General features: G+C 64.6%; 22 protein-coding genes. 12 read left to right on the top strand and 10 right to left on the bottom strand.

From position 1 onward, the window contains the following. Positions 1-8: 8 nt before the first annotated feature. The 5 genes from K408_RS0118205 to hpaH form a co-directional block, all read right to left on the bottom strand. On the bottom strand, positions 9-878 hold the full coding sequence (locus K408_RS0118205; RefSeq protein ID WP_024339709.1) for a fumarylacetoacetate hydrolase family protein: 870 nt from the start codon (positions 876-878) through the stop codon (positions 9-11). Further along, on the bottom strand, positions 878-1,861 hold the full coding sequence (gene hpaD, locus K408_RS0118200; protein WP_024339710.1) for a 3,4-dihydroxyphenylacetate 2,3-dioxygenase: 984 nt from the start codon (positions 1,859-1,861) through the stop codon (positions 878-880). The genes K408_RS0118205 and hpaD overlap by 1 nt, the downstream gene beginning before the upstream one ends. Positions 1,862-1,983: 122 nt before the next feature. Next, on the bottom strand, positions 1,984-3,522 hold the full coding sequence (gene hpaE / locus K408_RS0118195; protein ID WP_024339711.1) for a 5-carboxymethyl-2-hydroxymuconate semialdehyde dehydrogenase: 1,539 nt from the start codon (positions 3,520-3,522) through the stop codon (positions 1,984-1,986). After that, positions 3,515-3,913, bottom strand: a complete 399-nt coding sequence (locus K408_RS0118190) for a 5-carboxymethyl-2-hydroxymuconate Delta-isomerase (protein WP_024339712.1) — start codon at positions 3,911-3,913, stop codon at positions 3,515-3,517. Before K408_RS0118190 ends, hpaE begins: the two co-directional genes overlap by 8 nt. Before the next feature lie 30 nt (positions 3,914-3,943). Then, positions 3,944-4,750: a 2-oxo-hept-4-ene-1,7-dioate hydratase gene (gene hpaH, locus K408_RS0118185; RefSeq protein WP_024339713.1), complete on the bottom strand. Its 807-nt coding sequence runs from the start codon at positions 4,748-4,750 to the stop codon at positions 3,944-3,946. A gap of 110 nt (positions 4,751-4,860) precedes the next feature. Between hpaH and hpaR the strand changes: the two genes are divergently transcribed. From hpaR to K408_RS0118125, 12 genes are all read left to right on the top strand, one after another. Further along, positions 4,861-5,379, top strand: coding sequence for a homoprotocatechuate degradation operon regulator HpaR (gene hpaR, locus K408_RS0118180; RefSeq protein WP_024339714.1), 519 nt, complete (start codon positions 4,861-4,863; stop codon positions 5,377-5,379). 114 nt (positions 5,380-5,493) lie between these two features. Next, positions 5,494-6,270, top strand: coding sequence for an HpcH/HpaI aldolase family protein (locus K408_RS0118175; RefSeq protein ID WP_024339715.1), 777 nt, complete (start codon positions 5,494-5,496; stop codon positions 6,268-6,270). A gap of 92 nt (positions 6,271-6,362) precedes the next feature. Further along, the gene (locus K408_RS0118170) at positions 6,363-7,886 is read left to right on the top strand and encodes a UxaA family hydrolase (protein ID WP_024339716.1); all 1,524 of its coding nucleotides are present in this window, start codon (positions 6,363-6,365) and stop codon (positions 7,884-7,886) included. Between the two features lie 244 nt (positions 7,887-8,130). Beyond that, entirely contained in the window at positions 8,131-8,649 is a 519-nt protein-coding gene (locus tag K408_RS0118165) for a PAS domain-containing protein (protein WP_024339717.1), read from the top strand. Then, complete coding sequence (locus K408_RS0118160) at positions 8,627-9,931, top strand: methyl-accepting chemotaxis protein (RefSeq protein WP_024339718.1); 1,305 nt, start codon at positions 8,627-8,629, stop codon at positions 9,929-9,931. Before K408_RS0118165 ends, K408_RS0118160 begins: the two co-directional genes overlap by 23 nt. 177 nt (positions 9,932-10,108) lie before the next feature. Then, a complete protein-coding gene (locus tag K408_RS0118155) occupies positions 10,109-13,378 on the top strand; it encodes a transglutaminase family protein (protein ID WP_024339719.1) in 3,270 nt (1,089 codons plus the stop codon). A 27-nt stretch (positions 13,379-13,405) separates the two neighbouring features. Then, positions 13,406-15,931 carry a circularly permuted type 2 ATP-grasp protein gene (locus K408_RS0118150; protein WP_024339720.1) on the top strand — a complete coding sequence of 842 codons (2,526 nt, stop codon included), beginning with the start codon at positions 13,406-13,408 and terminating at the stop codon, positions 15,929-15,931. Beyond that, on the top strand, positions 15,928-16,806 hold the full coding sequence (locus K408_RS0118145) for a transglutaminase family protein (RefSeq protein WP_024339721.1): 879 nt from the start codon (positions 15,928-15,930) through the stop codon (positions 16,804-16,806). The genes K408_RS0118150 and K408_RS0118145 overlap by 4 nt, the downstream gene beginning before the upstream one ends. Before the next feature lie 179 nt (positions 16,807-16,985). Further along, the gene (locus tag K408_RS0118140) at positions 16,986-17,798 is read left to right on the top strand and encodes a nickel-binding protein (protein WP_024339722.1); all 813 of its coding nucleotides are present in this window, start codon (positions 16,986-16,988) and stop codon (positions 17,796-17,798) included. A gap of 219 nt (positions 17,799-18,017) precedes the next feature. Continuing rightward, positions 18,018-18,284: a hypothetical protein gene (locus tag K408_RS38165; RefSeq protein WP_244490948.1), complete on the top strand. Its 267-nt coding sequence runs from the start codon at positions 18,018-18,020 to the stop codon at positions 18,282-18,284. A gap of 422 nt (positions 18,285-18,706) precedes the next feature. Then, positions 18,707-19,039 carry a hypothetical protein gene (locus tag K408_RS0118130; RefSeq protein ID WP_024339723.1) on the top strand — a complete coding sequence of 111 codons (333 nt, stop codon included), beginning with the start codon at positions 18,707-18,709 and terminating at the stop codon, positions 19,037-19,039. Between the two features lie 21 nt (positions 19,040-19,060). Then, positions 19,061-19,303 carry a hypothetical protein gene (locus K408_RS0118125; RefSeq protein WP_024339724.1) on the top strand — a complete coding sequence of 81 codons (243 nt, stop codon included), beginning with the start codon at positions 19,061-19,063 and terminating at the stop codon, positions 19,301-19,303. 165 nt (positions 19,304-19,468) lie between these two features. Here the strand turns inward: K408_RS0118125 and K408_RS0118120 are convergent, their stop codons facing one another. The 5 genes from K408_RS0118120 to K408_RS0118100 all read right to left on the bottom strand — a co-directional run bounded on the left by K408_RS0118120 (position 19,469) and on the right by K408_RS0118100 (position 24,592). Next, positions 19,469-20,293 carry a phosphodiesterase gene (locus tag K408_RS0118120; RefSeq protein WP_024339725.1) on the bottom strand — a complete coding sequence of 275 codons (825 nt, stop codon included), beginning with the start codon at positions 20,291-20,293 and terminating at the stop codon, positions 19,469-19,471. Positions 20,294-20,360: 67 nt separating this feature from the next. Next, positions 20,361-21,641: an ABC transporter substrate-binding protein gene (locus tag K408_RS0118115; protein WP_024339726.1), complete on the bottom strand. Its 1,281-nt coding sequence runs from the start codon at positions 21,639-21,641 to the stop codon at positions 20,361-20,363. A 26-nt stretch (positions 21,642-21,667) separates the two neighbouring features. Then, entirely contained in the window at positions 21,668-22,504 is an 837-nt protein-coding gene (locus K408_RS0118110; RefSeq protein ID WP_024339727.1) for a carbohydrate ABC transporter permease, read from the bottom strand. Further along, a complete protein-coding gene (locus tag K408_RS0118105; RefSeq protein ID WP_024339728.1) occupies positions 22,501-23,448 on the bottom strand; it encodes a carbohydrate ABC transporter permease in 948 nt (315 codons plus the stop codon). The genes K408_RS0118110 and K408_RS0118105 overlap by 4 nt, the downstream gene beginning before the upstream one ends. After that, positions 23,441-24,592, bottom strand: a complete 1,152-nt coding sequence (locus tag K408_RS0118100) for an ABC transporter ATP-binding protein (protein WP_024339729.1) — start codon at positions 24,590-24,592, stop codon at positions 23,441-23,443. Before K408_RS0118100 ends, K408_RS0118105 begins: the two co-directional genes overlap by 8 nt. Between the last annotated feature and the right edge of the window lie 35 nt (positions 24,593-24,627).

Raw genomic sequence — 24,627 nt, 5'->3', positions numbered from 1 at the left:
ATGGTTGGTCAGGCTTCGTCGACGACACCGTTGCGCAAGAGTCCGATGCCCTCGGCCTCGACCTCGACGACGTCGCCGGGCTTCAGGTAGCGCGGCGGATCGAACCGGGCACCCGCGCCGGTCGGCGTGCCCGTGACGATGATATCGCCGGGAACGAGCGTCGCGAAGGTCGAGATATAGTTCAGGAGATAGCGGACCGGAAACATCAACCGGCTGGTGCGGTCGTCCTGCCGCAGCTCGCCGTTGACACGCGTGGTGAGCCTGACGTCCGCAATCTGCGATTCCTGAGTGTAGGGCACGAGCCACGGACCCAAGCTGCCGCTGGAATCGAAATTCTTGCCCTGGGTCACATTGAACTTGGCGTGGCGCAGCCAGTCGCGTACCGAGCCTTCGTTGCAGAGCGTGAGCGCAGCGACGTGGTCGAGCGCGGCGCTTTCCGGAATGTGCCGGCCTTGCTTGCCGATCACGAGCACGATCTCGCCCTCATAGTCGAGCTGCGCGGACGCGCGCGGGCGCACCAGCGGCGTGTCGTGGCCGACGAACGAGCGGGGCGAGCGCATGAACATGCTCGGATATCTCGGCGCGTCTTGGCCATCCTTGTACTCGGCATTGCGGTCGGGATAGTTGACGCCGATGCAGATGATCTTCTCCGGCGCGGGCACCGGCGGCAGCCAGGCGATGTCGGCGAACGCATGATCCGGCGCGCGGCCGCCGGCTTCCTCCGCAAGGCTCACGAGCTTGCCGGCCGCGATCACCTCGCGCAGTGTGGGATAGTCCTTGGCGTGACGCGCAGAGAGATCGACGAGGCCGCCGTCCACGACGGCGCCATACCTGGTTGCACCATTGACGGAATAGGTCGCGAAGCGAGGCAGCATCATCAATCCGCCACCAGCACGTCGGCGACGAATTTCGGCTCGCGCACCGCCTGGCCCGTGAACGGCGAGCCCTGCTCGAACCAGGAGCGCGGGGCAGGGGCGCCCCACAGCGTCTGGCGGCGCGGATCGCGCAGCGACCAGCGCAGCGGCTCGTGATCGTGATCGCCCGTGAAGTAGTCGCTGGTGTAGAGTTCGAGGCGGTGCCCGTCGGGGTCGCGCACATAGAGGAAGAACGCATTCGAGATGCCGTGGCGTCCTGGCCCTCGCTCGATGTTCTTCACGAAGCCTTGCGAGGCCATGACGTCACAGAGATGGATGATGTTCATCGCGGTCGGCGTCCAATAGGCGAAATGGTGCAGGCGTGGGCCCCTGCCGTTGGTCATGGCGAAGTCGTGAACGTTGCCCTTGCGATGCATCCAGGCTGCGGCGATGCGCCCGCTGGGTCCATCCTCCTCGGCGTACTCGGTGAGACGGAAGCCGAGTTTGGCGTAGAATTCCATCGTGTCCTGCACTTCGGCAGCGAACACGTTGAAATGATCGAGCCGCTGGGGGTGGCAGCCCCGGTAGAGATCGTAGCGACGCAAGAGATGCGGCCGCCGGTCCATCGACGCGTAGAGCTCGATCTGGAAGCCGAACGGATCGGTAAACTGCAGCGTGCGGCCCTGGAAGGGCTGGTCGGCGAACGAATAGGAGAGGCCGTTCTCGGAGAGGAACTTGGCGGCCTTGTCGAGATCGCCATCATTGCCCACCTTGAAGCCAAGTCGCGCGCAGGCCGGAGCGGCGGCTTTGCGCAACACCAGCGAATGATGCTGATGCTCCTCGGCGGCGCGCAGATAGACGACCTGATCGTCCGCATCTTCGACATGCAGCCCGACCGTGGTCTCGTAGAACGCGCGGCTCAACTGCAGGTCGGTCACGTCGAGTACGACGTGACTGGAACGGATGATGTTGAACGGCGGCTCGAAGATGTGCTGCGGTACCGGCATCGGCGTTTCCCCAATTTTGTCATTCCGGGCGGCTCGTAGAGCCGAACCCGGAAATCCATCGTGCAACAGAGTCGGTCGACGAATGGATTCCGGCCCACGACTACGTCGCACCCCGGAATGACTCAGATCCCCAGTTTCTGAATCTTGTGCGTGCCCCGCGCCAGCGAGACGTGCTTGGTTTCCATGTAGAAGTCGAACGAATAGTCGCCGCCGTCGCGGCCGATACCGCTGGCCTTCATGCCGCCGAACGGCGTCGGCAGATGGCGGACGTTCTCCGAATTCAGCCAGATCATGCCGGCCTCCAGCGCGTCGGCGACGCGCAGCGCCCGGCCCATGTCGTTGGTCCAGACATAGCCGGTGAGGCCGTAGCGGATGTCGTTGGCGATCTCGATCGCGTCTGCTTCTTCCTTGAACGGCAGCACGGTGAGGAAGGGACCGAACACCTCCTCCTGCGCAACCCGCATCTTGCCGTGCGCGCCGGTCACCAGCGTCGGCTCGACATAGTGCCCGCCGCCCGGGCCGTCATGGGTTTTGCCGCCGACGGCGATCACAGCACCGTCCTGCCGCGCGACGTCGAAGTAGGAGCAGACCTTGGCGAGGTGCCGCTCGTGGATCAGCGGCCCGATCTCGGTTGCGGGATCGAGGGGATGGCCGACCTTCAGCGCCTTCACGCGCGAGGTCAGCCTCTCCACGAATTTATCCGCGATGGTTTGCTGGATCAGCAGGCGGCTCGACGACGTGCAGCGCTCGCCGTTGAGCGAGTAGATCATGAACACGACGGCATCGAGCGCGCGGTCGAGATCGGCGTCGTCGAACACGATCACGGGGTTCTTGCCGCCGAGCTCGAAATGCACGCGTTTGAGGGTCGGCGCGCCCTGCATCATGATTGCAGAACCGGTCGCGCTCTCGCCGACGAAGCCGATCGCCTTGATGGCGGGATGCTCGGTCAGCGCCTTGCCGGCCTCTTCGCCGAAACCGTGCACGGTGTTGAGCACGCCGTCGGGGACGCCGGCCTCCTTGACGAGCTCAGCCAGGATGGACGCCGTCACCGGCGACCATTCCGCTGGCTTGTGCACGACGGTGCAGCCCGCGGCCAGCGCCGGTGCGATCTTCCAGGTCGAGAGCATGAACGGCGTGTTCCACGGCGTGATCACGCCCACCGGGCCGATCGGCACGCGGGTCGAGACGTTCCAGTGCTCGTCGCTCGGCGTGTTGAGCCCGTCGCGCGCCTCCGCGCATTTGTCGGCGAAGAAGCGGAAATTCTCCGCGGCGCGGATCGCCGCCTTGGCCATGAAGCGATAGGCCTGGCCGGTATCGATGCATTCGAGCACCGCGATGTCCTCGGCATTGTCCTCGATGGCATCTGCAACGCGGTGCAGCAGCTTCTTCCGCATCGCCGGGCCCATGTCGCGCCAGGATCTGAAGGCCAGCGCGGCGGCCGTTGCGGCGCGATCGACGTCTTCGGCGGTGCCGCGCGCGACGCTCGCCAGTGTCGTGCCATCGACGGGCGATTTGGTCTCGAACGTCTCGCCTGAGATGGAGGCAACGGTCTTGCCGTCGATCATGTGGCCGATGCCGTCGGCACGCAGCTTCTTCATCAACGGCGCGACGCGGTCGCGGTTGGCCTGGAACACATCGGTTTTCGGAGCGGGCTTATCCATGGGCGGCCTCCGCTTTCAGGGCGTCGTGGATGTTGTTGCGTTTCCAGCTGGTGTCCTTGTCGTTGATCTGCATGTCGAACGATAGAGCGAACTTGCTGGCGGCAAAGACAGGATCGAGGTGTTTCGAGAGCGCCTGAAAGACATGCCTGCCGGCCTTCTGACGCGTCTCGAGATCGCGGCCCTCGCCGATGCGCAGCACCATATCGAGAAAGCCGTAATCGTGCCTTGCGTCGGCAATCGCATAGTGCTCGCAGCGGATGGCGCGAACGCGGATGCCGCCGATCGGGAAGATGCCGGTTTCGACCGCGGCCTTGCGCACGACCTCGCACACCGCCGCGATGTCGAGACGGCCGTCGAGATTGGCTGAATATTCGATCGTGAAATGCGGCATCGCGGTTTCACTCCCTGCCTTCTTGTTCGCCTAAGCGAAGTAGCAGCTCACCGAGCCGTAGGCGCCATAATCGGCCTGGATTGTGTCGCCCTTGCGGGTCTCGATCGGACGGATGAAAGAGCCGGCCAGTACGACCTGGCCTGGCTCCAGCGCGAGCCCAAGCGGCGCGATCTTGTTGGCGAGCCAGGCCACGGCCGTGGCGGGATGATTGAGCACGCCGGCGGCAAGACCGGTCTCCTCGAGCTGGCCGTTCTTGAAGCACAGAGCGCCGATCCAGCGCAGGTCCGTGTCGAGCGGACGGATCGGCCGTCCCCCGAGCACGATGCCGGCATTCGCCGCATTGTCGGCGATGGTGTCATAGATCTTTCGCGTCGTTTTGGTCCTGGGATCGACGCGCTCGATACGCGTGTCCAAAATCTCCAGCGCCGGCACGACGAAATCGGTGGCATTGAGCACGTCGAACATCGTGCAACTAGGCCCGGAGAGTCGCTTGGTCATGACGAAAGCGAGCTCGGCCTCGACGCGCGTCGCGATGAAGCGTTCGGTCGGGATGATCCCGCCGTCGGTAAAGAACATGTCGTCGAGCAACACGCCGGAATCCGGCTCGTCGATGTCGAGCGCGCTCTGCATCGCCTTCGAGGTCAGGCCGATCTTGTGGCCCTTCACCACGCGGCCCTCGGCGATCTTGACGTCGACCCAGGCCTTCTGAATCGCGTAGGCGTCAGCGATGGTGATGTCGGGAAAGTCCTGCGAGAGCTGCCGGATCTGCGTGCGGGTCTTCTCCGCCTGGTGCAGACGCCTCGCGCAAGCTTGGATATCGTCGCTGGAAAGCGCCATTTGTGATCTTACAAATCGTGGTGCTGAACGATACTTAACATGTTAAGTGAATGCGTCAACACGATTTCGACTTGCTGCACTGCAAACGTTTTGCGGCTTGAAAGGGCGTCATGACGAAGAAACTTGCTGATCCCGCCGACGGAAACGCGCCTGCCGCCCGGCACGTGCCGATGCGCGACTTCTCGCGTTCGTTGCCCATGTCGTTGCTGCGGGCCCGGGAGGCGGTGATGCGGCAGTTTCGTCCCTCGCTGCGCGAGCACGGTCTGACCGAGCAGCAATGGCGCATCCTGCGGGCGCTTGCGGCCATCGAGGCGGTGGAGGTCACGGAACTTGCCCGCACCGCATTCCTGCTCGGACCGAGCCTGTCGCGCATTTTGCGCGACCTTGAGGCCCGCAATCTGATCGAACGGAAGACAGCGAAAGCGGACCAGCGCCGCAGCATGGTCTCGATCTCGAAAGAGGGCGTGAAGCTGATGGCCGCCGTGGCGCCGACGTCGGAGGCAATCTATGCCGAGATCACGCGCCGCTTTGGGGCGCGCAAGCTCGTCGAATTGCAGGAGATGCTCGGCGAACTCGAACAGAGTCTGGCGGGGCGCGGAAGCGCGGATGAGACAATAGCCGAGGGGTGAACCCAGATATGCGTGCGTGCGCGGCAAGAGCCATGGACATTCACGCTTTTTTTCGCTCAAAGTGCGGCCCAACGCGATCCGCGGCGAGTGCGAGCAACAGGGAAGGAAGGCAACGTGGCGAACAAGGTCAAGGAAATCTGGAAGTCGGGCAAGGCGGTCGTCAACGCTTGGCTGGCAATCCCCTCCGGCTTCTCGGCCGAGATGATCGCGCAATGCGGCTTTGACAGTGTCACCGTCGACATGCAGCACGGCGTGCAGGACTATCTGTCCATGGTGCAGTGCTTCCAGGCCATGGACAAGCATCCGGTCACGCCGATGGTCCGCGTGCCCTGGAACGAGCCGGGGATCATCGGCAAGGTGCTCGATGGCGGCGCCTATGGCGTGATCTGCCCAATGGTCAACACGCCGCAGGAAGCCCGGAACCTGGTCTCTTATTCGAAGTACCCCCCGAAGGGCGTCCGCTCCAACGGTCCAATCCGCGCCGGCATGTACGGCAGCGCGGGCTCATACCAGAAGACGGCCAACGATGAGATCGTGCTGCTGCCGATGATGGAGACCAGGACGGCAGTCGAGAACATGGAAGCGATCCTCGACGTCGAAGGCATCGACGGCGTTTATATCGGTCCGTCCGATCTCGGCTTCTCCTACGGCCTCGAGCCCAAGCTTGACCGGACCGAGCCCGAGATCCTCGCCATCTATGAGAAGATCATCAAGGAGTGCGGCAAGCGCGGCCTCAATCCGGGCATCCACTGCAGCGGCGCCGAAGGCGCGGCGCGCGCCATCAACATGGGCTTCAAGCTGGTGACGTTGTCGAACGAAGTCGGCCTGATGACGACCTACGCCAGGATGCAGGTCAACGCGACCCGCAAGGATTCCGGCGGCAAGGCTTAAGAAACGCGCGAATGGCGCATGGGGAGTAGCGAATAGTGCTACTCCCCATTTTCCATTCGCCACTCACCATTCGCCTCCGAAGGAGACTCGCCATGGCCATCAGCCCCGTCATCCGCCTGCATCCAGATGATGGTGTGGTGATCGCACGCGCGAGCCTGCCGCCGGGAACGGTGGTCGCCGACGGCGTGACCACGGTCGATCGCATTCCCTCCGGCCACAAGGTCGCGATCAAGCCGATCGCATTGGGCGAACCGATCAAGCGCTATGGCCAGATCATCGGCTTTGCGACCCAGGCCATTACGCCGGGCCAGCACGTGCACGTGCAGAATTGCGGCATGGGCGACTTCGCCAAGGACTACGCCTATTGCGCGGACGTCAAGCCGACGCCGAACTTCGACCTGCCGGCGACGTTCGAAGGCATCCGCCGCCCGGACGGCCGCGTCGCCACCCGCAACTATATCGGCATCCTCACCTCGGTGAATTGCAGCGCGCATGTCGCAAGCCTCGTCGCCGACGTCTTCAAGAAGAACCCCTTCAGCGGCGACAATCCGTTGGCCGACTTCCCTAATGTCGACGGCGTGGTCGCGCTGACCCACAAGACCGGTTGCGGCATGACGCAGAACGAGCCGCTGGCGCTGCTCCGTCGCACGCTCGGAGGCTATGCGCGGCACGTCAATTTCTCGCATGTCATCGTGCTCGGCCTCGGCTGCGAGGTGAACCAGATCGGCGGCCTGATGGAAGAGCAGAAGCTCGCCGGCCGCCTGCGCGCAATGGACATCCAGGAGGTCGGCGGCACCCGCAAGACCGTGGAGGCGGGCATCGCCTTCGTCCGCGAGGCGCTCGCCGATGCCAACACAGTGAAGCGTGAGACGGTGCCGGCGAGCGAGCTTACCGTAGCGCTGCAATGCGGCGGCTCGGACGGCTATTCCGGGGTGTCAGCCAATCCGGCGCTCGGCGCCGCGAGCGATCTCGTCGTCCGCCACGGCGGCACCGTGATCCTGTCGGAGACGCCGGAGACCTACGGGGCGGAGCACCTGCTGACGCGCCGCGCCGTCAGCCGTGAGGTCGGCGAGAAGCTGGTCGACCTCATGCGCTGGTGGGACGAATACACGACGCGCGAAGGCGCCGAGATGAACGCCAATCCGAGTCCCGGCAACAAGGCCGGCGGGCTCACCACCATCCTGGAAAAATCGCTCGGCGCGATGGCGAAGGCCGGCACAACCAACCTCGTCGAAGTGCTGCGCTATGCCGAGCCCGTCACCAAGAAGGGCTTTGTGTTCATGGACACACCTGGCTACGACCCCGTTGCAGCCACCGGTCAGGTCGCCGGCGGCGCCAATCTCGTGTGCTTCACCACCGGTCGCGGCAGCGTGTTCGGCTGCAAGCCGGCGCCTTCGATCAAGCTCGCCACCAACACGCCGATGTACAAGCGCATGGAAGAGGACATGGACGTCAATTGCGGCACCATCCTCGAAGGCGAGGAGAGCGTCGAGCAGTGCGGACAGCGCATCTTCGATCTCATCCTCAAGACCGCCTCGGGAAAGCCGACCAAGAGCGAGAGCTTCGACTTCGGCGGTGCCGAGTTCGCGCCCTGGGTGCTGGGCGCGACGATGTAGTCGCGTTGCGCGAGCGCCGTCGCGGGACCCACGCAGTCACACCGGCAGTCGTTGCTCCACGCCGATCCCCGCACTCGCGTGTGGTTCAACGAGATGCAACGACGGCTCGCTACGTAGTGCTACGGAGTCGGGCGCCGCTTGCAAGATTCCCGAGCTTACATTCGGTTAACATTGTTGTCGTAGACGAGGGTATGATGCGGCTCCACAGCGTTGTGGGGCCGGCCTTTGCGTGAGGGTCCAACAGATGCAAGCGATACGTCCCACTGGGGTGGAGAATCTCCTCGGTGAGGAGGAGTTGATCGTATCGAAGACCGATCTGAAGGGGCGCATCACCTATGCCAATGATGTCTTCATCCGGATGGCGAAGTACTCGTGGAAGGAACTGATGGGCGCGCCCCACAGCCTGATCCGCCATCCCGACATGCCGCGTGCCGTGTTCAAGCTGTTGTGGGACACGCTCCAGTCCAAGCAGGAAATCTTCGCCTACGTGGTCAATCTGGCGAAGGACGGCAGCCATTACTGGGTGTTGGCCCACGTCACGCCGACATTCGACGAGCGTGGTAATGTCGTCGGCTATCACTCCAACCGTCGCAAGCCCGACCCCGCGCAGATCGATCGCATCAAGCCGATCTACAAGACGCTATGCGCGGAGGAAGCGCGGCATGCCAATGCCAAGGAAGGCATGCATGCGAGCTTCGAGGCGATGGTCGGGCTGCTCAAGCAACAGGGTGTCGGTTACGATGAATTTGTGCTCTCTCTCTAAGGCGCAGGGAGCGACCGCGCTCGCGTGTGTTCTTGCCCTCGTTGCATTCCTTCTTTCATTTCTCGGTGTGACCGGAATCGCCAGTGCCGCTCTGCCTGGCGCGACGTTCGTTCTGCTTGGCTATGCCGTCTGGTGCCAGCATCGCACGGCGGTAGACGTCGATGAGGTCGCCGACGTGTGCCGCAAGGCGGCGCGCGGCGATCTCGAGGCCCGGATCATGACCGAGCGCCAGGCCGGGCGGATCGGTGCGATCCAGAAGTCCGTCAACGACATGCTCGACATCACCGACGCCTTCGTCCGCGAGGCTTCGGCGTCGATGGACTATGCAAGCCGCGGCAGGTATTTCCGCAAGATCCTCGCGCGCGGATTGCCCGGCTCGTTCCGTCGCTCGGCGGTCGTCATCAATGCCGGCACCGACAGCCTCGGCCGCCGCGTTGTGGAGATCGCCGGCCTCGCGCGAGAGTTCGGTACGCATCTCGACGCAGTCGCGGGCGGCCTCATGTGCGCCGCGACCGATCTCGAATCCGACGCCGGTCAGATGGCCGCGGCGGCGGAGAAGACCAGCCGGCAGACCTCCGGCGTGCTCAGTGCGTCCGACCAGGCCTCGCGCAACGTCGCCACCGTCGCCAGCGCCGCGGAGCAGCTCGCATCATCGATCGCCGAGATCAACCGCCAGGTGGCCGGCTCGACCGCGAGCACGGGGCGGGCGGTGAACGAGGCCAATCGGGCCGGCAGCGAGATCCGCACGCTTGCGGATGCCGCGATGCAGATCGGCGACGTCGTCAAGCTGATCAGCGAGATCGCCTCGCAGACCAACCTCCTCGCGCTCAACGCCACGATCGAGGCGGCCCGCGCTGGCGAGGCCGGCCGCGGCTTCGCGGTGGTGGCCTCCGAAGTCAAGAGCCTCGCCAACCAGACCGCGAAGGCGACCGAGGAGATCAGCGCCAAGGTCGGCGAGATGCAGCATTCGACGACCAATTCGGTCGCGGCCGTCGAGGCGATCGCGCAGACCATCTCCGAGATCAACGGCATCACGGCCAGCATTGCAGCATCGATCGAGCAGCAGGGCGCCGCGACGCGCGAAATTGCCCGCAACGTCCAAGAAGCCTCGGTCGGCACGTCGCAAGTTTCCTCCAACGTGACGGGCATCAGCGAAGCTGCCGCCGATACCGGCCGCGTCGCCGGCCGCGTCAACAGCGCCTCCGAGCGCGTCTATGGCGAAGTCGAGACGCTCCGGCGCGAGGTGACGCAGTTCCTGCAGCGGCTGACGTCGGCGGCGTAGGCTGCCCGGCGTCTCCTTGTCGCGACGTTTGCAGCGAGCGAACAGGAGATAGCGAATGGCGAATGGCATCATTGCCGCCATTCGCCCGTGCCATAGGCACGCTCTGCCCGTTGTTAGTGCTTGATCGCACCCACCTCAGGTGTTCTGCTCAAAAAAGCTGCTGGAGCACCGCACCCCGTGTCGATCTACGTCGCGCTACACCACGTCACGCACTACAAATACGACCGTCCGATCGATCTTGGCCCGCAGACTATCCGGCTGCGGCCGGCTCCGCACACGCGTACCCCGATTTTGAGCTATTCGCTCAAGGTCACGCCCTCCAATCATTTCGTGAACTGGCAGCAGGATCCTCAAGGCAACTGGGTCGCGCGTTATGTCTTTCCCGAGAAGGCCACCGAGCTGAAGTTCGAGGTCGATTTCACGGCGCGGATGACCGTGGTCAACCCGTTCGACTTTTTCGTCGAGCCTTACGCCGACAGCTTTCCGTTCGAATATCCCGATGATCTCAAGACCGAGCTTGCGCCTTATCTCGAGACCATCAAGCCCGATCGCCTGTTCGCCAGGTTTCTCGACTCGATCCCGCACGAGGCCCCGAACACCGTCAACTTCCTGGTCGAGCTCAATCGCGAGCTTCAGAAGAAAGTCCGCTACATCATCCGGATGGAACCGGGCGTGCAGACGCCGGAGGAGACGCTTGCCTCCGGCGCAGGATCATGCCGCGACTCCGCCTGGCTTCTGATCCAGACGCTGCGCCATCTCGGGCTGGCCGCGCGCTTCGTCTCCGGCTATCTGATCCAGATCCGTCCCGACATCGATCCGATCGAGGGACCGCCGGAAGTCGAGAACGATTTCACGGATCTGCACGCCTGGGCCGAAGTCTATCTGCCGGGCGCAGGCTGGATCGGATTCGACGCGACCTCGGGCATGCTTGCCGGCGAGGGGCATATTCCCGTCGCTGCCACGCCGCACTATCGCTCGGCGGCGCCGATCTCCGGCGGGGCCGGCTTTGCCGAGGTCGAATTCAGCTTCGACATGAGCGTGAAGCGTATCCGCGAGGCGCCGCGCATCACAAAGCCGTTCTCGGACGAATCCTGGGCCCGCCTCGACGATCTCGGCGAGCAGGTCGATGGCGATCTCGCCAGCGCGGACGTGCGTCTCACCATGGGCGGCGAGCCGACCTTCGTCTCGGTCGACGATCCCGAAGCTGGGGAGTGGAATACGGAAGCCGTCGGCCCGACCAAGCGCGCGCTCGGCGACGATCTGATCCGCCGGCTGCGCACGCGCTTTGCGCCCGGCGGCCTCCTGCACTACGGCCAGGGCAAGTGGTATCCGGGCGAGAGCCTGCCGCGCTGGGCCTTCGGCCTGTACTGGCGCAAGGACGGCGTGCCGATCTGGAGGAACGCCGACCTCATCGCGAAGATCGAGAATCCACGGCGTCCCGAGGTCCGGGATGCCGAGGCCTTCATGGAAGGCACAGCGGCGCGGCTCGGCCTCGATCTCGGCTACATCATGCCGGCCTATGAGGATCCCGCCTATTGGCTGCAGAAGGAGGCCGAGCTCCCGGTCAACGTCGACCCCACCGATTCCAAACTGTCGGATCCGGAGGCGCGCGCACGCATGGCGCGCGTGTTTGACCAGGGCCTGACCACGCCGCGCGGCTTCGTGTTGCCGGTCCAACGCTGGAATGCGCCGCCGCGCTGGCGCAGCGAGCGCTGGTCGCTGCGGCGCAATCATCTATTCCTGACGCCGGGTGATTCTCCGCTCGGCCTGCGCCTGCCGATCGGTTCGCTCGCTCACGTCCCGCCCAACCAGTATCCCTACATCGTCGAGCAGGACCCGATGGAGCCCCGGGGCAAGCTGCCCGTCTTCACGCGCATGGCCCGGCCGCCAGCGCCGCCGCGTACGGCTCCCGAGCATCTCAACACGGCAATTCCTGTGCGCACCGCGTTGGCGATCGAGATTCGCGACGGCGTGATCTGCGCCTTCATGCCGCCGGTCGAGCGCATCGAGGATTATCTCGAGCTGGTCTCGGCGCTGGAAGATACCGCCGAAGAGATGCAGCTTCCCGTCCATGTCGAGGGCTACCCGCCGCCGTTCGACCCGCGCATCGAGGTGATTAAGGTGACGCCCGACCCAGGTGTCATCGAGATCAACATCCAGCCGGCGAGGAGCTGGCGCGACGCGGTGGAGATCACCTCCGGACTCTATGAGGACGCGGCGAAGGTGCGCCTCGGCGCCAACCGCTTCCTGGTCGACGGCCGCCACACCGGCACCGGCGGCGGCAATCACGTCGTGGTCGGCGGCTCGAGCCCGCAGGATTCGCCTTTCCTGCGCCGGCCGGATCTCTTGAAGAGCCTCGTGCTGTACTGGCAGCGGCATCCATCGCTGTCCTACTTCTTCTCCGGCCTCTTCATCGGCCCGACCAGCCAGGCGCCGCGCATCGACGAAGCCCGCCATGACAGCATCTACGAGCTCGAGATCGCGCTCTCGCACGTGCCGCCGCCGGGCACCCAGACGCCGCTGTGGCTGGTCGACCGGCTGTTCCGGCATCTGCTCGTCGACATCACCGGCAACACCCACCGCGCCGAGATTTGCATCGACAAGCTCTATTCGCCGGAGGGCCCGACCGGCCGGCTCGGCCTCGTCGAATTCCGCGCTCTCGAAATGCCGCCCGATCCGCGTATGTCGCTGGCGCAGCAGCTCCTGATCCGCGCGCTGATCGCGAAGTTCTGGCGCGAGCCGCTGGCGGGCAAGTTCGTGCGCTGGGGCACCGCGCTGCACGACCGCTACATGCTGCCGCATTTCATCTGGGAAGATTTCCTCGACGTACTCACCGAGCTGAAGCAGTTCGGCTATCCGTTCGAGCCGGAATGGTACCTGGCCCAGCTCGAATTCCGCTTTCCCGCCTTCGGCCGCGTGCATCATGGCGGAGTGACCCTGGAACTGCGCCAGGCGCTGGAGCCCTGGCATGTGCTCGGCGAGGAGGGCTCGGCCGGCGGCACCGTGCGTTATGTCGATTCATCCGTCGAGCGGCTCCAGGTCAAGGCCGAGGGCTTCGTCGAAGGCCGCCACATCGTGACCTGCAATGGACGCCGCCTGCCGATGACCTCAACCGGCCGCTCGACGGAAGCTGTGGCCGGGGTCCGCTTCAAGGCCTGGCAGCCGGCCTCCGGTCTGCACCCGACCATCCCCGTTCATGCGCCCCTGACGTTCGATCTGATCGATACCTGGAACGGACGCTCGCTTGGCGGCTGCGTCTACCACGTCGCCCATCCCGGCGGGCGCAATTACGACACCAAGCCGGTCAATACCTATGAGGCCGAGGCGCGGCGGCTGGCGCGCTTCCAGGACCATGGCCACACCCCCGGTCCGGTGCAGCCGCCGCCGGAGGAACGCACAAATGAGTTTCCGCTGACCCTCGACTTGCGGACCCCGCTCCTGCAATGAGTATGATGCGGGGGCATGGAGACGCGCATGGGCGAGGGCGCAGCCGAACAGGACGACAAGGCGGGCAGGGCGCAGAGCCAGCGCGAGGGCCAGCGCCGGCTCGCACAATGGGTGCGCGACTATAGCCGGCTCCCCGGTATTCCCGACGAGTTCTTGGGCCCGAACGGCACGCCGCGCGCCGTGTGGAGCCGCTTCTTTGACGCATTTGGTGCGCTCGCGCCCGACGAGATCGAGCGGCGCTTCGGCATGGCCGACCGTCACTTGCGCGAGGCCGGCGTCACCTATCGCGCGCCGGGCGATAGCGCCGACCGGCCCTGGTCGATCAGCCATCTGCCGCTTTTGATCGACGAGGCCGACTGGCAGCAGCTCTGCGCCGGCATCACCCAGCGCGCCGAGCTGCTCGAGCGCGTGCTGCGCGATATCTATGGCGAAGGCCGGCTCGTGGCCGAAGGCGCGCTGCCGGCGGCCGCGATCGCCGGCAGCCCCGAATATCTTCGTCCCGTGTGCGGTGTGCCGCCGCCGGGCGGACGCTATCTCTCGCTCTATGCCGCCGATGTCGGACGCGGGCCCGACGGTCGCTGGTGGGTGCTCGGCGACCGCACCCAGGCGCCGTCGGGCGCGGGCTACGCGCTGGAGAATCGTCTCGTGCTCTCGCGCGCCTTCTCCGATCTTTACAAGTCGATGAACGTGCCGCGGGTTGCGCCGTTCTTCGAGGCCTTCCGCGATTCCTTGCGCGCGCGCGCCGACCGCGACGAGCCCAGGATCGGCGTGCTCACTCCCGGCAGCTTCAGCGAGACCTATTTCGAGCATGCGACGCTGGCGCGCTATCTCGGTTTCCTTCTGGTCGAGGGCGAAGATCTCGCGGTCAGCGACAACCGCGTCCACATCCGCACTGTCGCCGGCCTCAAGCGGCTGGACGTGCTGCTTCGCCGCGTCGATTCGAATTCGCTCGATCCGCTCGAGCTCGATGCCTCCTCGCGGCTCGGTGTACCCGGCCTGATCGACGTGCTGCGCAAGGATGGCGTCGTCGTCGCCAACATGCCGGGCTCGGGTGTCCTCGAGGCGCGGGCGCTGCTCGGCTTCCTGCCGGCGCTCAGCCGCCGCTTGCTCGGCGAAGACCTGAAGATGCCGCATATCGCGACGTGGTGGTGCGGCCAGCGCGCGGCGCGCGACGAGGTGCTGGCGCGGCTCGACGAGGTCGCGATCGAAGGTGCCTACCGGCGCGACGTTCCCGGTTTCGACAGCAATGGTCCCGTGCTCGCGAGCGAGCTCGATGCCGCCGACCGCCAGCGCCTCATCGACGCCATCACCGCGCGCGGCATGGACTATGTCGGCCAGGAGGTGGTGCGGCTCTCGACCATGCCGGTCTGGGAGAAGGGGCAACTCACGCCGCGCCCCTTCGTGCTGCGCGTGTTCGCGGCCGCCACGCCCGACGGCTGGGCGATCATGCCCGGCGGCTTCTGCCGGATCGCCGAGCAGCCGGACGCCCGCGCGGTGTCGATGGGTGACGGCGCCCGCGCCGCCGACGTCTGGGTGGTCTCGGACAAGCAGGTCTCGACCGCGACGCTGCTGCCCGCGACCGACAAGGTGCGCATCCGCCGCATCGCCGGCGTGCTGCCGAGCCGTGCCGCCGACAATCTGTTCTGGCTCGGCCGCTACCTCGAACGCGCCGAGGCGACGCTGCGGCTGGTGCGCGCTTTGGGCTCGCCGAGCGGGCCCAACAAGGGCACCGCGGCCTCGGTGCAATCGGCTGAACGCATCCAGCGCCTGCTGGTGGCCTGGGGCGCGATCTCGCAGACATCGCGCACCGCCTCGGGCCGCATCACGGCAGAAGCGCTGCAGAGTGCGGAGCGTTTCGGCTCGGCACTGTCGCTGGTGCGCGCGGCCCAGCGCACGGCGACCTCGCTGCGCGAGCGGCTGTCGCCCGATGCCTGGCAGGTCATCACCGAGATGGTCGAGCGTCTCGCCCTGGAGGTCGAGGACGACGACAGCGTGTTAAGCGCCGCCGAGCTCACGTTGCAGGAGCTGGCGAGCTTTGCGGGGCTTGCGCAGGAGAACATGAACCGCGCCGCCGGCTGGCGTTTCCTGGACATCGGACGCCGCATCGAGCGCGCCATCAACACCACCCGCTTCACGCGCCAGTTCGCCTATGATGAGGCCGGCGACGAGGATCTCGACATCCTGCTGACGCTGGTGGACTGCCAGATCACCTACCGCTCCCGTTATCTGCTGGCGCCGATCCTGGCCCCGGTGCGCGACCTCGCCGTGCTCGACGGCTACAATCCACGGTCGGTGGCGTTCCAGGTGACGACGTTGAACGAGCACATCGCCGCGCTGCCGAGCCTGAGGGAGCACGGCCTGATCGAGAAGCCGCAGCGGCTCGCGGTGGCGATGCAGGCGATGCTTGCGACGGCGGAGGCCGAGAAGCTCGAGGTCAAGACGCTGTTCGCGCTGGAGCAGGATCTGCTCAGCCTCGCGGACGCGATCGGGCAGCACTATTTCCCACACGGTCCCAACGCCAGCCGGCCGGAAAAGCTGACGGGGCTGGCGTGATCTACGACATCCGTCACGTCACCACCTACGAGTACGAAAATCCGGTCAGCTTCGCTCGCTGCACGCTGCGGCTCGAGCCGAGAAGCGGAGGCGGCCAGGAACTGATCTCGCACGATGTCGAGATCCATCCACGGCCGGCCGAGCGCAACCAGCGGCGCGATTTCTTCGGCACACTGACGGAAAGCGTCACGATCGAAGCCGCCCATCGCAGTCTGCGCATCGACTCGCGCTCGCGTGTCTCGGTGTCACGCCAGCCTCCCGCCCGTAGTGCGGCCGGCCCGTCCTGGGAGAGCATTCGGGACATCGCCTTCGAGGCGACGAGCCTCGGGCCGTCCTCGCCCGTCGGCTATGTCTTCGCGAGTCCGCTGGTACCGGTGCTGCGCCCGGTCAGCGCCTACGCCGCGGAAAGCTTTGCATCCGGCACCGGCATTCTCGAGGGCGCGGTCGACCTGATGCACCGCATCCGCAGCGAATTTCGCTACGACCCGAAGGCGACGGTGATCACGACGCCGCTCGAGGAGGTCTTCGACAAACGCCATGGCGTCTGCCAGGACTTTGCCCATGTGATGATCGCGGGGCTGCGTGGGCTAGGCCTGCCCGCAGCCTATGTCAGCGGCTACCTGCGCACCATTCCGCCGCCGGGCCAGCGGCGTCTGCAGGGCGCCGACGCCACCCATGCCTGGGTGTCGCTGTGGTGCGGGGCGGAGCTTGGCTGGGTCGATCTCGATCCGACCAACGATCTCCTGATCGGCAACGATCACATCGTGCTTGCCGTGGGGCGCGATTTTTCCGACGTCTCGCCGGTCGACGGCATCATCGTCGGCTCGCCCAGGCAGAAGCTCAATGTCGCCGTCGACGTGCTGCTTGTGGAGTAGGGCGTGTACTCATAAGCGTTCGGCTTACCAACGCGAAGCGGAAGTCTGCCATCTAGAATGTCATTGGCAGCTTTGTGACCCGGAACTGACATCAGGACGCAGGGATCGGCCCTTTCGCGAACTTCAAGCTTGGTGCAAACTTCAGGTCATATTTCGAAGGATTGGATAGGGTGCTGCCGATGCCAATTTTCCTTGACCGGCACGATCTCTCGGGGCTGACCGCCGCCGATATCGCCGAGGCGCATCGCAAAGATCTGGAAGTGCAAGATCGATACGGCGTTCGTTTTCTAACGTACTGGTTTGATGAATCCCGCGGTACGGGCTTCTGTCTCATTGACGCACCGGATATCCGAACGGCGATGAGGGTTCATGACGAAGCTCACGGCGACGTAGCGAAGGATGTCATCGAAGTGGACCTCTCGGCGGTCCAGGCGTTTCTGGGGAGGGTGTCCGACCCGGCACCTGGCGGCGCGGCAGACGACATCAAATTCGATTCTGCGCTGCGAGCTATCATGTTCACCGACATCGTTGGCTCTACCAGCATGACGGAGCGTCTTGGCGATGCCCGTTCAGTGGAGATGGTTCGGGCTCATGACGCGCTGGTGCGCCGGGCGTTGAAGGACGAGGGCGGACATGTGGTGAAGCACACCGGCGATGGTATCATGGCATCCTTTGCCGACGCCTCTGCCTCCGTGCAATGCGCCCGCGCCATCCAGCGCGCATTTGAAGCCTTCAATCTGGCGAGCAAGGAGAAGCTTCAGGTGCGGATTGGCATCGATGTCGGCGAGCCGATTGCTGACAGCAACGACCTCTTCGGTGCGACCGTTCAACTGGCCGCTCGTTTGTGTCAGTTGGCCGACCCCGATGCCATTCTGGTGTCAAAGGCTGTACAGGATTGCATCCGGGATCGCGTGCAAGTGTCAAGCTTGGGTGCCCACCATCTCAAAGGCTTTCAGCAGCCCATTGATGCATACCGAATCGAATGGCGTTAACTGTCGCGCCTTCCTGGCGCCCGGCGATCTTCTCACTGACTTTCTCAGCGGCCCAGTGGGGGCCAAGACGGAACTCCTCACGCATAAATTCGATCGCGGCAGACTGTGCCGCTGGCAGAGGCAGTGCAGCGCCAGCGGCGTTGAGGTGGATGCATGGGACATCAACCATAGGTCTCATCTCCTTCTCACCTTGCACAAGTATGGTGCAAAACCCATGCGATGCTAACCTGCGAATACATCAGCCCAGATGATCAGCTGAAATTTCTTGTGACCTGGGCGGACGGCGATTGGACGCTGGGCTTCGACGGATGTCCCGCCCACACGTATGGGAGCATCCTTGCTGATCTGTCTGGTCTCGATGAGCTCACCGCAGTCGAACGCTATCTCGCTGACGTCATCGGCAACGTCAGCGTTATTGCTCTCAGGCGATTTTCTGGTGTTCCAAGCGATGGTTGGTTAACTGATGTCCTGCCGAAGAAGTGGTGAGCTGGCAGAACTACGCGCTCCGGACGAGACGGTTGAATTTCGGCGATCGGATGGGAGCGTCGTACGGCCCTGAGTTGCCGCGTCCTACATATATGACCAACCGTGCTCCGTCGCCTCTTGGCCCGTTGCGGCCCTGCGTGACGAGCGCGCAGACGTCCGGTTGGCGGGGTGGAGACTAGCGCGTGATGGACTGCCGAGGCCGCGTGTCGACCCGAAGCGGACTGTGAGCATACGAGCCTCGGGCCGAACGGCTCTCGCTCCGCGCACCGATCAAACATTTCGGAACCATAGAGTTGTTGCCACGTTTTCCCGGGCGCGGCTGACCGCGTTTCGGTGGAGAGGCGCCAGCTCGCATCCCATTGCCCGCGAACTGGCGCCTTTTTGGTGCTAGGTGGAGCGAACTTCATGTTTCGTAGGCAGCTATGAAATGGATGCTCGTGGTCTTGGTTGGCGGCATCACACCCGTGAACACTGACCTGGTGTTCGACAAGTTCGCGGATTGCCTTTCGGCCGAAGAGCAGATGCGCAAGCACTATTCCGACGCGTTCGAGGCCTGGGACCGTTGGGCGGCGGCCAACATTGAGCGCCGGCGCGAATACTCGAAAGCGCGAGAACTGCAGGCCAAGAGACTTCTCAGCAATATCGGGACCTGTGTGCCCCATGGGGCCGATGATCAGAAGCCCGTCGCGTCTCCCAATCCCTCTGCTCCCGCGACGTCACCCTCGCCAGCCCCTCAACCAAATCCGCGGCCCTAAATCTCTGACCGGAGGCATTCCATGAGATTCATTCTGACAATCGTCAGCCTCCTGGGAGTGCTCACGTCGCCCGCGCTTGCCGATCACTGGAAAGATGAAAGCGGTAAGGGGCGCTGGGGCTACGACCGTGGTCATTACCGCGCTTACAACTACGACCGCGAATACAAGCAAGAGTACCGCCGAGGCCCCTGCAAGATCGAGCGCAAGTGGGGCAAGCACGGCGAGTACAAGGAGGCGACGAAGTGCAAAGGTTATCGCAACTAGGGCTCCGCGGCCCGAGGAGTGCGGGCCGCTACTGAATGTTACTTGTGGCCCATCTCCGACCTACCGTGAGGCAGGCCAAGGCCGCCATAGAGGTAGAGCGGACTCTCCAAAAGTGCAGCGCAGGCTTACGGGTACTCGCCGATGGCAAAGGTCGGCGCTTGCCGGTCACCGAACCATGGTCTCGCGATCCCAGGCCTTGTAATCAGGCGAACCCTGGATGCGGATGGGACCGTCGTAGCCGTACTCCACCATGTGCACGGTCACATAATCTTCCCCAAGAAATGCGACGCCATAGGATTGCGGCAGATCGCAAGCGCTCAGCAGGCTCGTCTCGGAGAACAGCGGAAAGCTCGCATGGTTGGTACCGCGCAGCGACGAGACCGGGACGCCCGCAATCGAGCCGGCAAGAGGCAAGTGACAATGCCCGAAGAACACGTGGCGGATCTTCGCCCGATGGCGGCTGATGAGATGCCGGAATGGAGCATCGTCGAGCAGGCCGATCTGGTCGAACGGGACGAGATGCACCGGCATCGGGTTATGGTGCATGAAGAGCAGGAACGGCCCGTCATGCTCGGAAAGCCGCGCCTCGAGCCAGCCGAGACGATCGCTGCAATAGCGGCCGGCGTGCGTTTCCGGATGGGCGGTGTCGAGGAACAGGCAGCGGCCGGCGACGGTGTCGTGGATGCCTTGAACGAAGCCGTTGTCGTCGGCGAGGTCGGGGAACACGCTCAGGAAGGCGGTGCGCCGGTCGTGGTTGCCGATGCACAGCCGCACCGGCAGCGGATATGCGTCGAGGCGCTGCTTGAGCCATTGATAGTCGGCGAGGTCGCCCCAGTCCGAGAGATCGCCGGTGATCACCATCAATTCGGCGTCGTGATGATCATTCAGCGCATGCGCGAGCGCCCGTTCGAAATTGATGCGCGGGTCGCGGCCCCCGATGGTCGAGCCAGGCGCCGTCAGGTGAATGTCGCTCAGATGCAGCAGCTTCATCGCAATCTCCGGTCATTGGGGCGGCACGGGGCGCCGAGGGCGTCCCGTGCCGGTGATGTGAGGATGGTCAGCGCGCCGCGCCGGTGGTCTTCGGCAGCAGCTTCTGCACGTCCGCGGTCATGTCGGCGAGGACGGCCTCAGGCTCCTTGGTGCGGGCGCCCGAGATGATCGAGTTGAGATGATCCTTGATGACGTCCGTGATCTTCAGGCCGTTGTCGCCGGGGAAGGCGTACCACTTGGTGAGCAGCGCGAGCTGGCTGACCGCGGTGTAATTGTTGGGGTTCTTGACGTAGAAGTCCTTCAGATAGACGTCGTTGGCTACCTTGTTCGGAGGCATGTAACCGGTGGTCTCCGCCATGATCGCGGCGCCCTTCGGGCCAGTCCAGAACTTCACAGCTTCCCAGGCGGCGTCGCGCTTGGCCTTGTCCTTGGCGAGGATCAGCACGACATTGCCGCCGGCCGGGAGCCTGCCGTTCGGGGACGCGACGTCCGGGAACGGAATCGTCTTCAGCGCGAACTTGCCGCCGGTCATCTGCGTGACCTTGTTGAGGTCGGAGGTCGAAGTGATGTGGAAACCGGTCTTGCCGGCAGCGAACGTCGCGCGCATCGACGGCTGGTCGAGATTGGGCATGCCGGCCTCGTTGACGAGCCGCGCAATCGTGTTGATGGCGAACTTGCCTTCCGCTCCGTCGAACGCGACCTTGGTCTCGTCGGCGTTGAGCATGGTGCCGCCGCGCGCGAAGACCGGCGCCTGCCACAGCCAGTTGCCGGTGATGTCCCAGGCGTAGGTGACGCCGTTGGTGTCGTTGCCGAGCGCCTTGATCTTCTTGGCGAGCGCGATCAGGTCGTCCCAGGTCTTGGGCAGGTTGTTCACGTCGCCGCCGGCCTGCTTCACCAGATCGAGATTGACGTAGACGATTGGCAGGGAGATCGCGAAGGGCAGGGCGTAGACCTTGCCGCTCGCGGTGCCGATGTCGAACATCGCCTGATGAAAGCCCTGCTTGTCGAAATCCTTCTCGGCGGCGATGTAACCGTCGAGCGCGGCCGGGATGTTCTTGTCGACCAGGACGCGGATGCGGTTCAGGCCCTGGAAGGACACGTCCGGCATCTGGTTGGTCACGGCCTCGCGCAGCACCTTCTGGGTGCCGTCCTCGTAGGATTCGTAAGGCGCCCGCATCGTGACCTTGATCTCCGGGTGTATCTTGGCGAATTCCTCGGCGATGCGCTTGTGGGTCTCGGTGAACAGCTCCGGATAGGGATACTGCATCACGATCTCGGTCTGGGTCTGCGCGAGCGCAGATCCGGCCACGAGCGACAGAGCCGCTGCGGCGATGATGGTCTTCAGCATGGATAGACTCCTGTTGGGTTGGTCGGTTACTTGATGCCGGTGAGGGTGATGCCCTCGATGAAGCGGCGCTGGGCGAAAAGGAAAGCGATGACGAGCGGTGCGATGATCACCATCGCCGCGGCCATCAGCGGGCCGTAGCTCGTGCCGGCCTCGTTGTTGCGGAAATGGGCGACCGCAAGCGGCGGCGTGCGCAAGTGCTCGCTGTTGAGGACGATCAGCGGCCAGAAATAATCGTTCCAATGCGCGACCACCGAGAAGATGCCGAAGGCGGTGACGGCCGGGATCGCGGCCGGCAGCATCACCCGCCAGACGATGCCGAATTCCGAGATGCCGTCCATGCGCGCGGCGTCGACGAGATCGTCGGGCACGGTCTTGAAGAACTGGCGCATCAGGAAGATGCCGAACACCGAGATCGTGAAGGGAAGGACGAGCGCGGCATAGCTGTCGAGCAGCCCCGCCTTGTGCAGCAGCAGGAAGACGGGGACCGCGGTCGCCTGCGGCGGGATCAGTATCCCGAACAGCACCAGCGCGAACATCGTCTCCCGGCCGAGGAAGCGAAGCTTTGCCAGCGCATAGGCCGCCGGCAGCGCCACCATGACCTGCAGCAGGAAGATCGAGACCGTGACGATGACGCCGTTGAGCAGGAAGCGCAGCAGATTGGCCTTGGCGAATGCCTCGCGCAGATTCTCCGCCAGCGCGAACTGGTGTGGGATCAGGTGCAGTTCGCTTGAGAAGATCTCGGTTTGCGGCTTGGACGCGGTCGAGATCATCCAGATGAAGGGCGCCAGCATGATTGCCGCGCCGGCGATCAGCAGCACGTGGCGGAGGATCGCCCGGAATGGGATGGGATGTGCATTGCTCATGTGTAGTGCACCCCGCGATCGGCGAGTCTCGATTTGATCAGCGTGAGCAGCAGAACGAAGACCAGGAAAACAACGGTGATCGCCGCGGCGTAGCCCGAGCGGAAGAACTCGAATCCTTCCGTGTACATGGTGTGGATCAGGACCTCGGTTGATTTCGACGGGCCGCCCTTGGTCAACACGTGGACGGTGTCGAACACCTGGAAGGAGCGAATGCCGGAGATCACGACGACGAAGGTCGTGACCGGTCCCAGCATCGGCCAGGTCACGAGCCGGAACCGCGCCCAGCCGCTCGACGCACCGTCGATTTCAGCCGCCTCGTAGAGCTGCTTGGGAATGGAGACGAGGCCGGCGAGAAACAGCACCATGTTGAAGCCGACCGCCTGCCAGATGCCGATCGCGCACAGCGCATAGAGCGCGGTGTTGCGGTCCTGCAGCCAGGCAAATGCCGGCAGGCCCGCGCCGCGCAACATCCCGTTCACCAGGCCGAATTGCGGATGCAGCATGAACTCCCAGACCACGGCCATGGCGATCAGGGTCGCCATCACGGGCAGGAAATAGATCGTCCGGTAGAGGCTGCGCAGGCTGGTGCCGCTCTGGATCAGGAGCGCGATCGCAAGGCCGGCGATCACGGCGCCGGGCACCACGATCACGACGTAGGTCAGCGTATTGCGCAGCGCAGTCCAGAACACCTTGTCGGCGAACAGGTCCTGGTAGTTGGCGAGACCGATCCAGGAGAAATGCGGCGCGCCGAGCTGGTAATCTGTGAAGGAGAGGGCGATCACGCCGGCAAGCGGACCGAGCAGCATGATCAGCATCAGCGCCGCCGCCGGCGTCACCAAGGCGTAGGCGGAATACGTGCGTCGGCTGCCGTGGACCGGCACCGCGCGCCTTGCCGCGCTGGCAGGCGCGATCGCGGCGTCCATTGTCATCGAGCCGTCAGACATGGGCGGGCTCACGAACGCGCTCGGGCTGCTCCACCTTGAGCTCGATCCGCTTCCCGGCCGGATCGAAAATCCGTACCGCGTCGGGGGCGAAACCGAAGGTGACGGAGCTGGCCATCCCGGGCAGATGCCGGACGTCCGCCAGCCGCGCGATCAGGCGCAACCCGGAGCCTTCGATCGCAAGGTGCACGAATGCCTCGGCGCCGAGATTCTCGAGATGGACGACCGTTCCGGAGAACGGCCCGGCGCCGAGGTCGATCCGCTCCGGGCGGACGCCGACCCGACAGTCGCCGGCCGCAGCCCGGCAGGATAATTTCAGGGCAGTCCCCAGCACATCGACGCCGCCGTCCTTCCGGATCCGGCCTGGAAGGATGTTGATCTTGGGGCTGCCGATGAATTCGGCAACACGGATGTCCTCGGGATCGTTGTAGATCTCCGCAGGCGTGCCGGCCTGGATCAATTCGCCGTCCATCATGACGGCGATCCGGCTCGACATGGTCATCGCCTCGGCCTGGTCGTGCGTGACATAGACGAACGTTGCCTTGAGGCGGCGGTGCAGCTCGGCGAGCTCCGCGCGCATGTGGACGCGCAGCTTTGCGTCGAGATTGGAGAGCGGTTCGTCGAACAGGAAGGCCCGCGGCTCGCGCACCATGGCACGTCCGACCGCGACGCGTTGCCGCTGTCCGCCGGACAATTGCCCCGGCTTGCGCCGCAGCAACGGAGCAATGTCGAGCTGCTCGGCGATGGCTTCGACGTCATTGCGAATGTGCCGTTCCTTGGCGCGCCGGCCCGGCAGCACCGCACCTAGGAGCGGCAGGCGCTCGATCGCCGAGAGGCGACGCATCCGCAGCGGCACCGCAATGTTGTCGAAGGTATTTAGGTGCGGATAGAGCGCGTAGGATTGAAAAACCATCGCAAGATTGCGCGCGCTCGGGCGAATGCCGTCCACCGGGCGGCCGTCGATGCGGACCTCGCCGGAATTCTGCGGCTCCAGCCCGGCAATGACCCGGAGCAGGGTCGACTTGCCGCAGCCGGAGGGACCGACCAGCGAGATGAACTCGCCGTCCTCGATCCGGAAATCGATGCCCTTCAGGACGTCGGTACCGTCAAAGGATTTGCGGATTGCGGAAAGTTCGATCTGCGCCATGCGCGCTGGTCCCCTGCTGGCCGGTTGCGGCGCAC

It is taken from the genome of Bradyrhizobium sp. in8p8 (genome assembly GCF_000426845.1).
Taxonomy (GTDB): Bacteria; Pseudomonadota; Alphaproteobacteria; order Rhizobiales; family Xanthobacteraceae; genus Bradyrhizobium; species Bradyrhizobium japonicum_C.
Note: the sequence above shows the minus strand (reverse complement) of the source record. Positions and strands in the feature narration are given on the sequence as shown.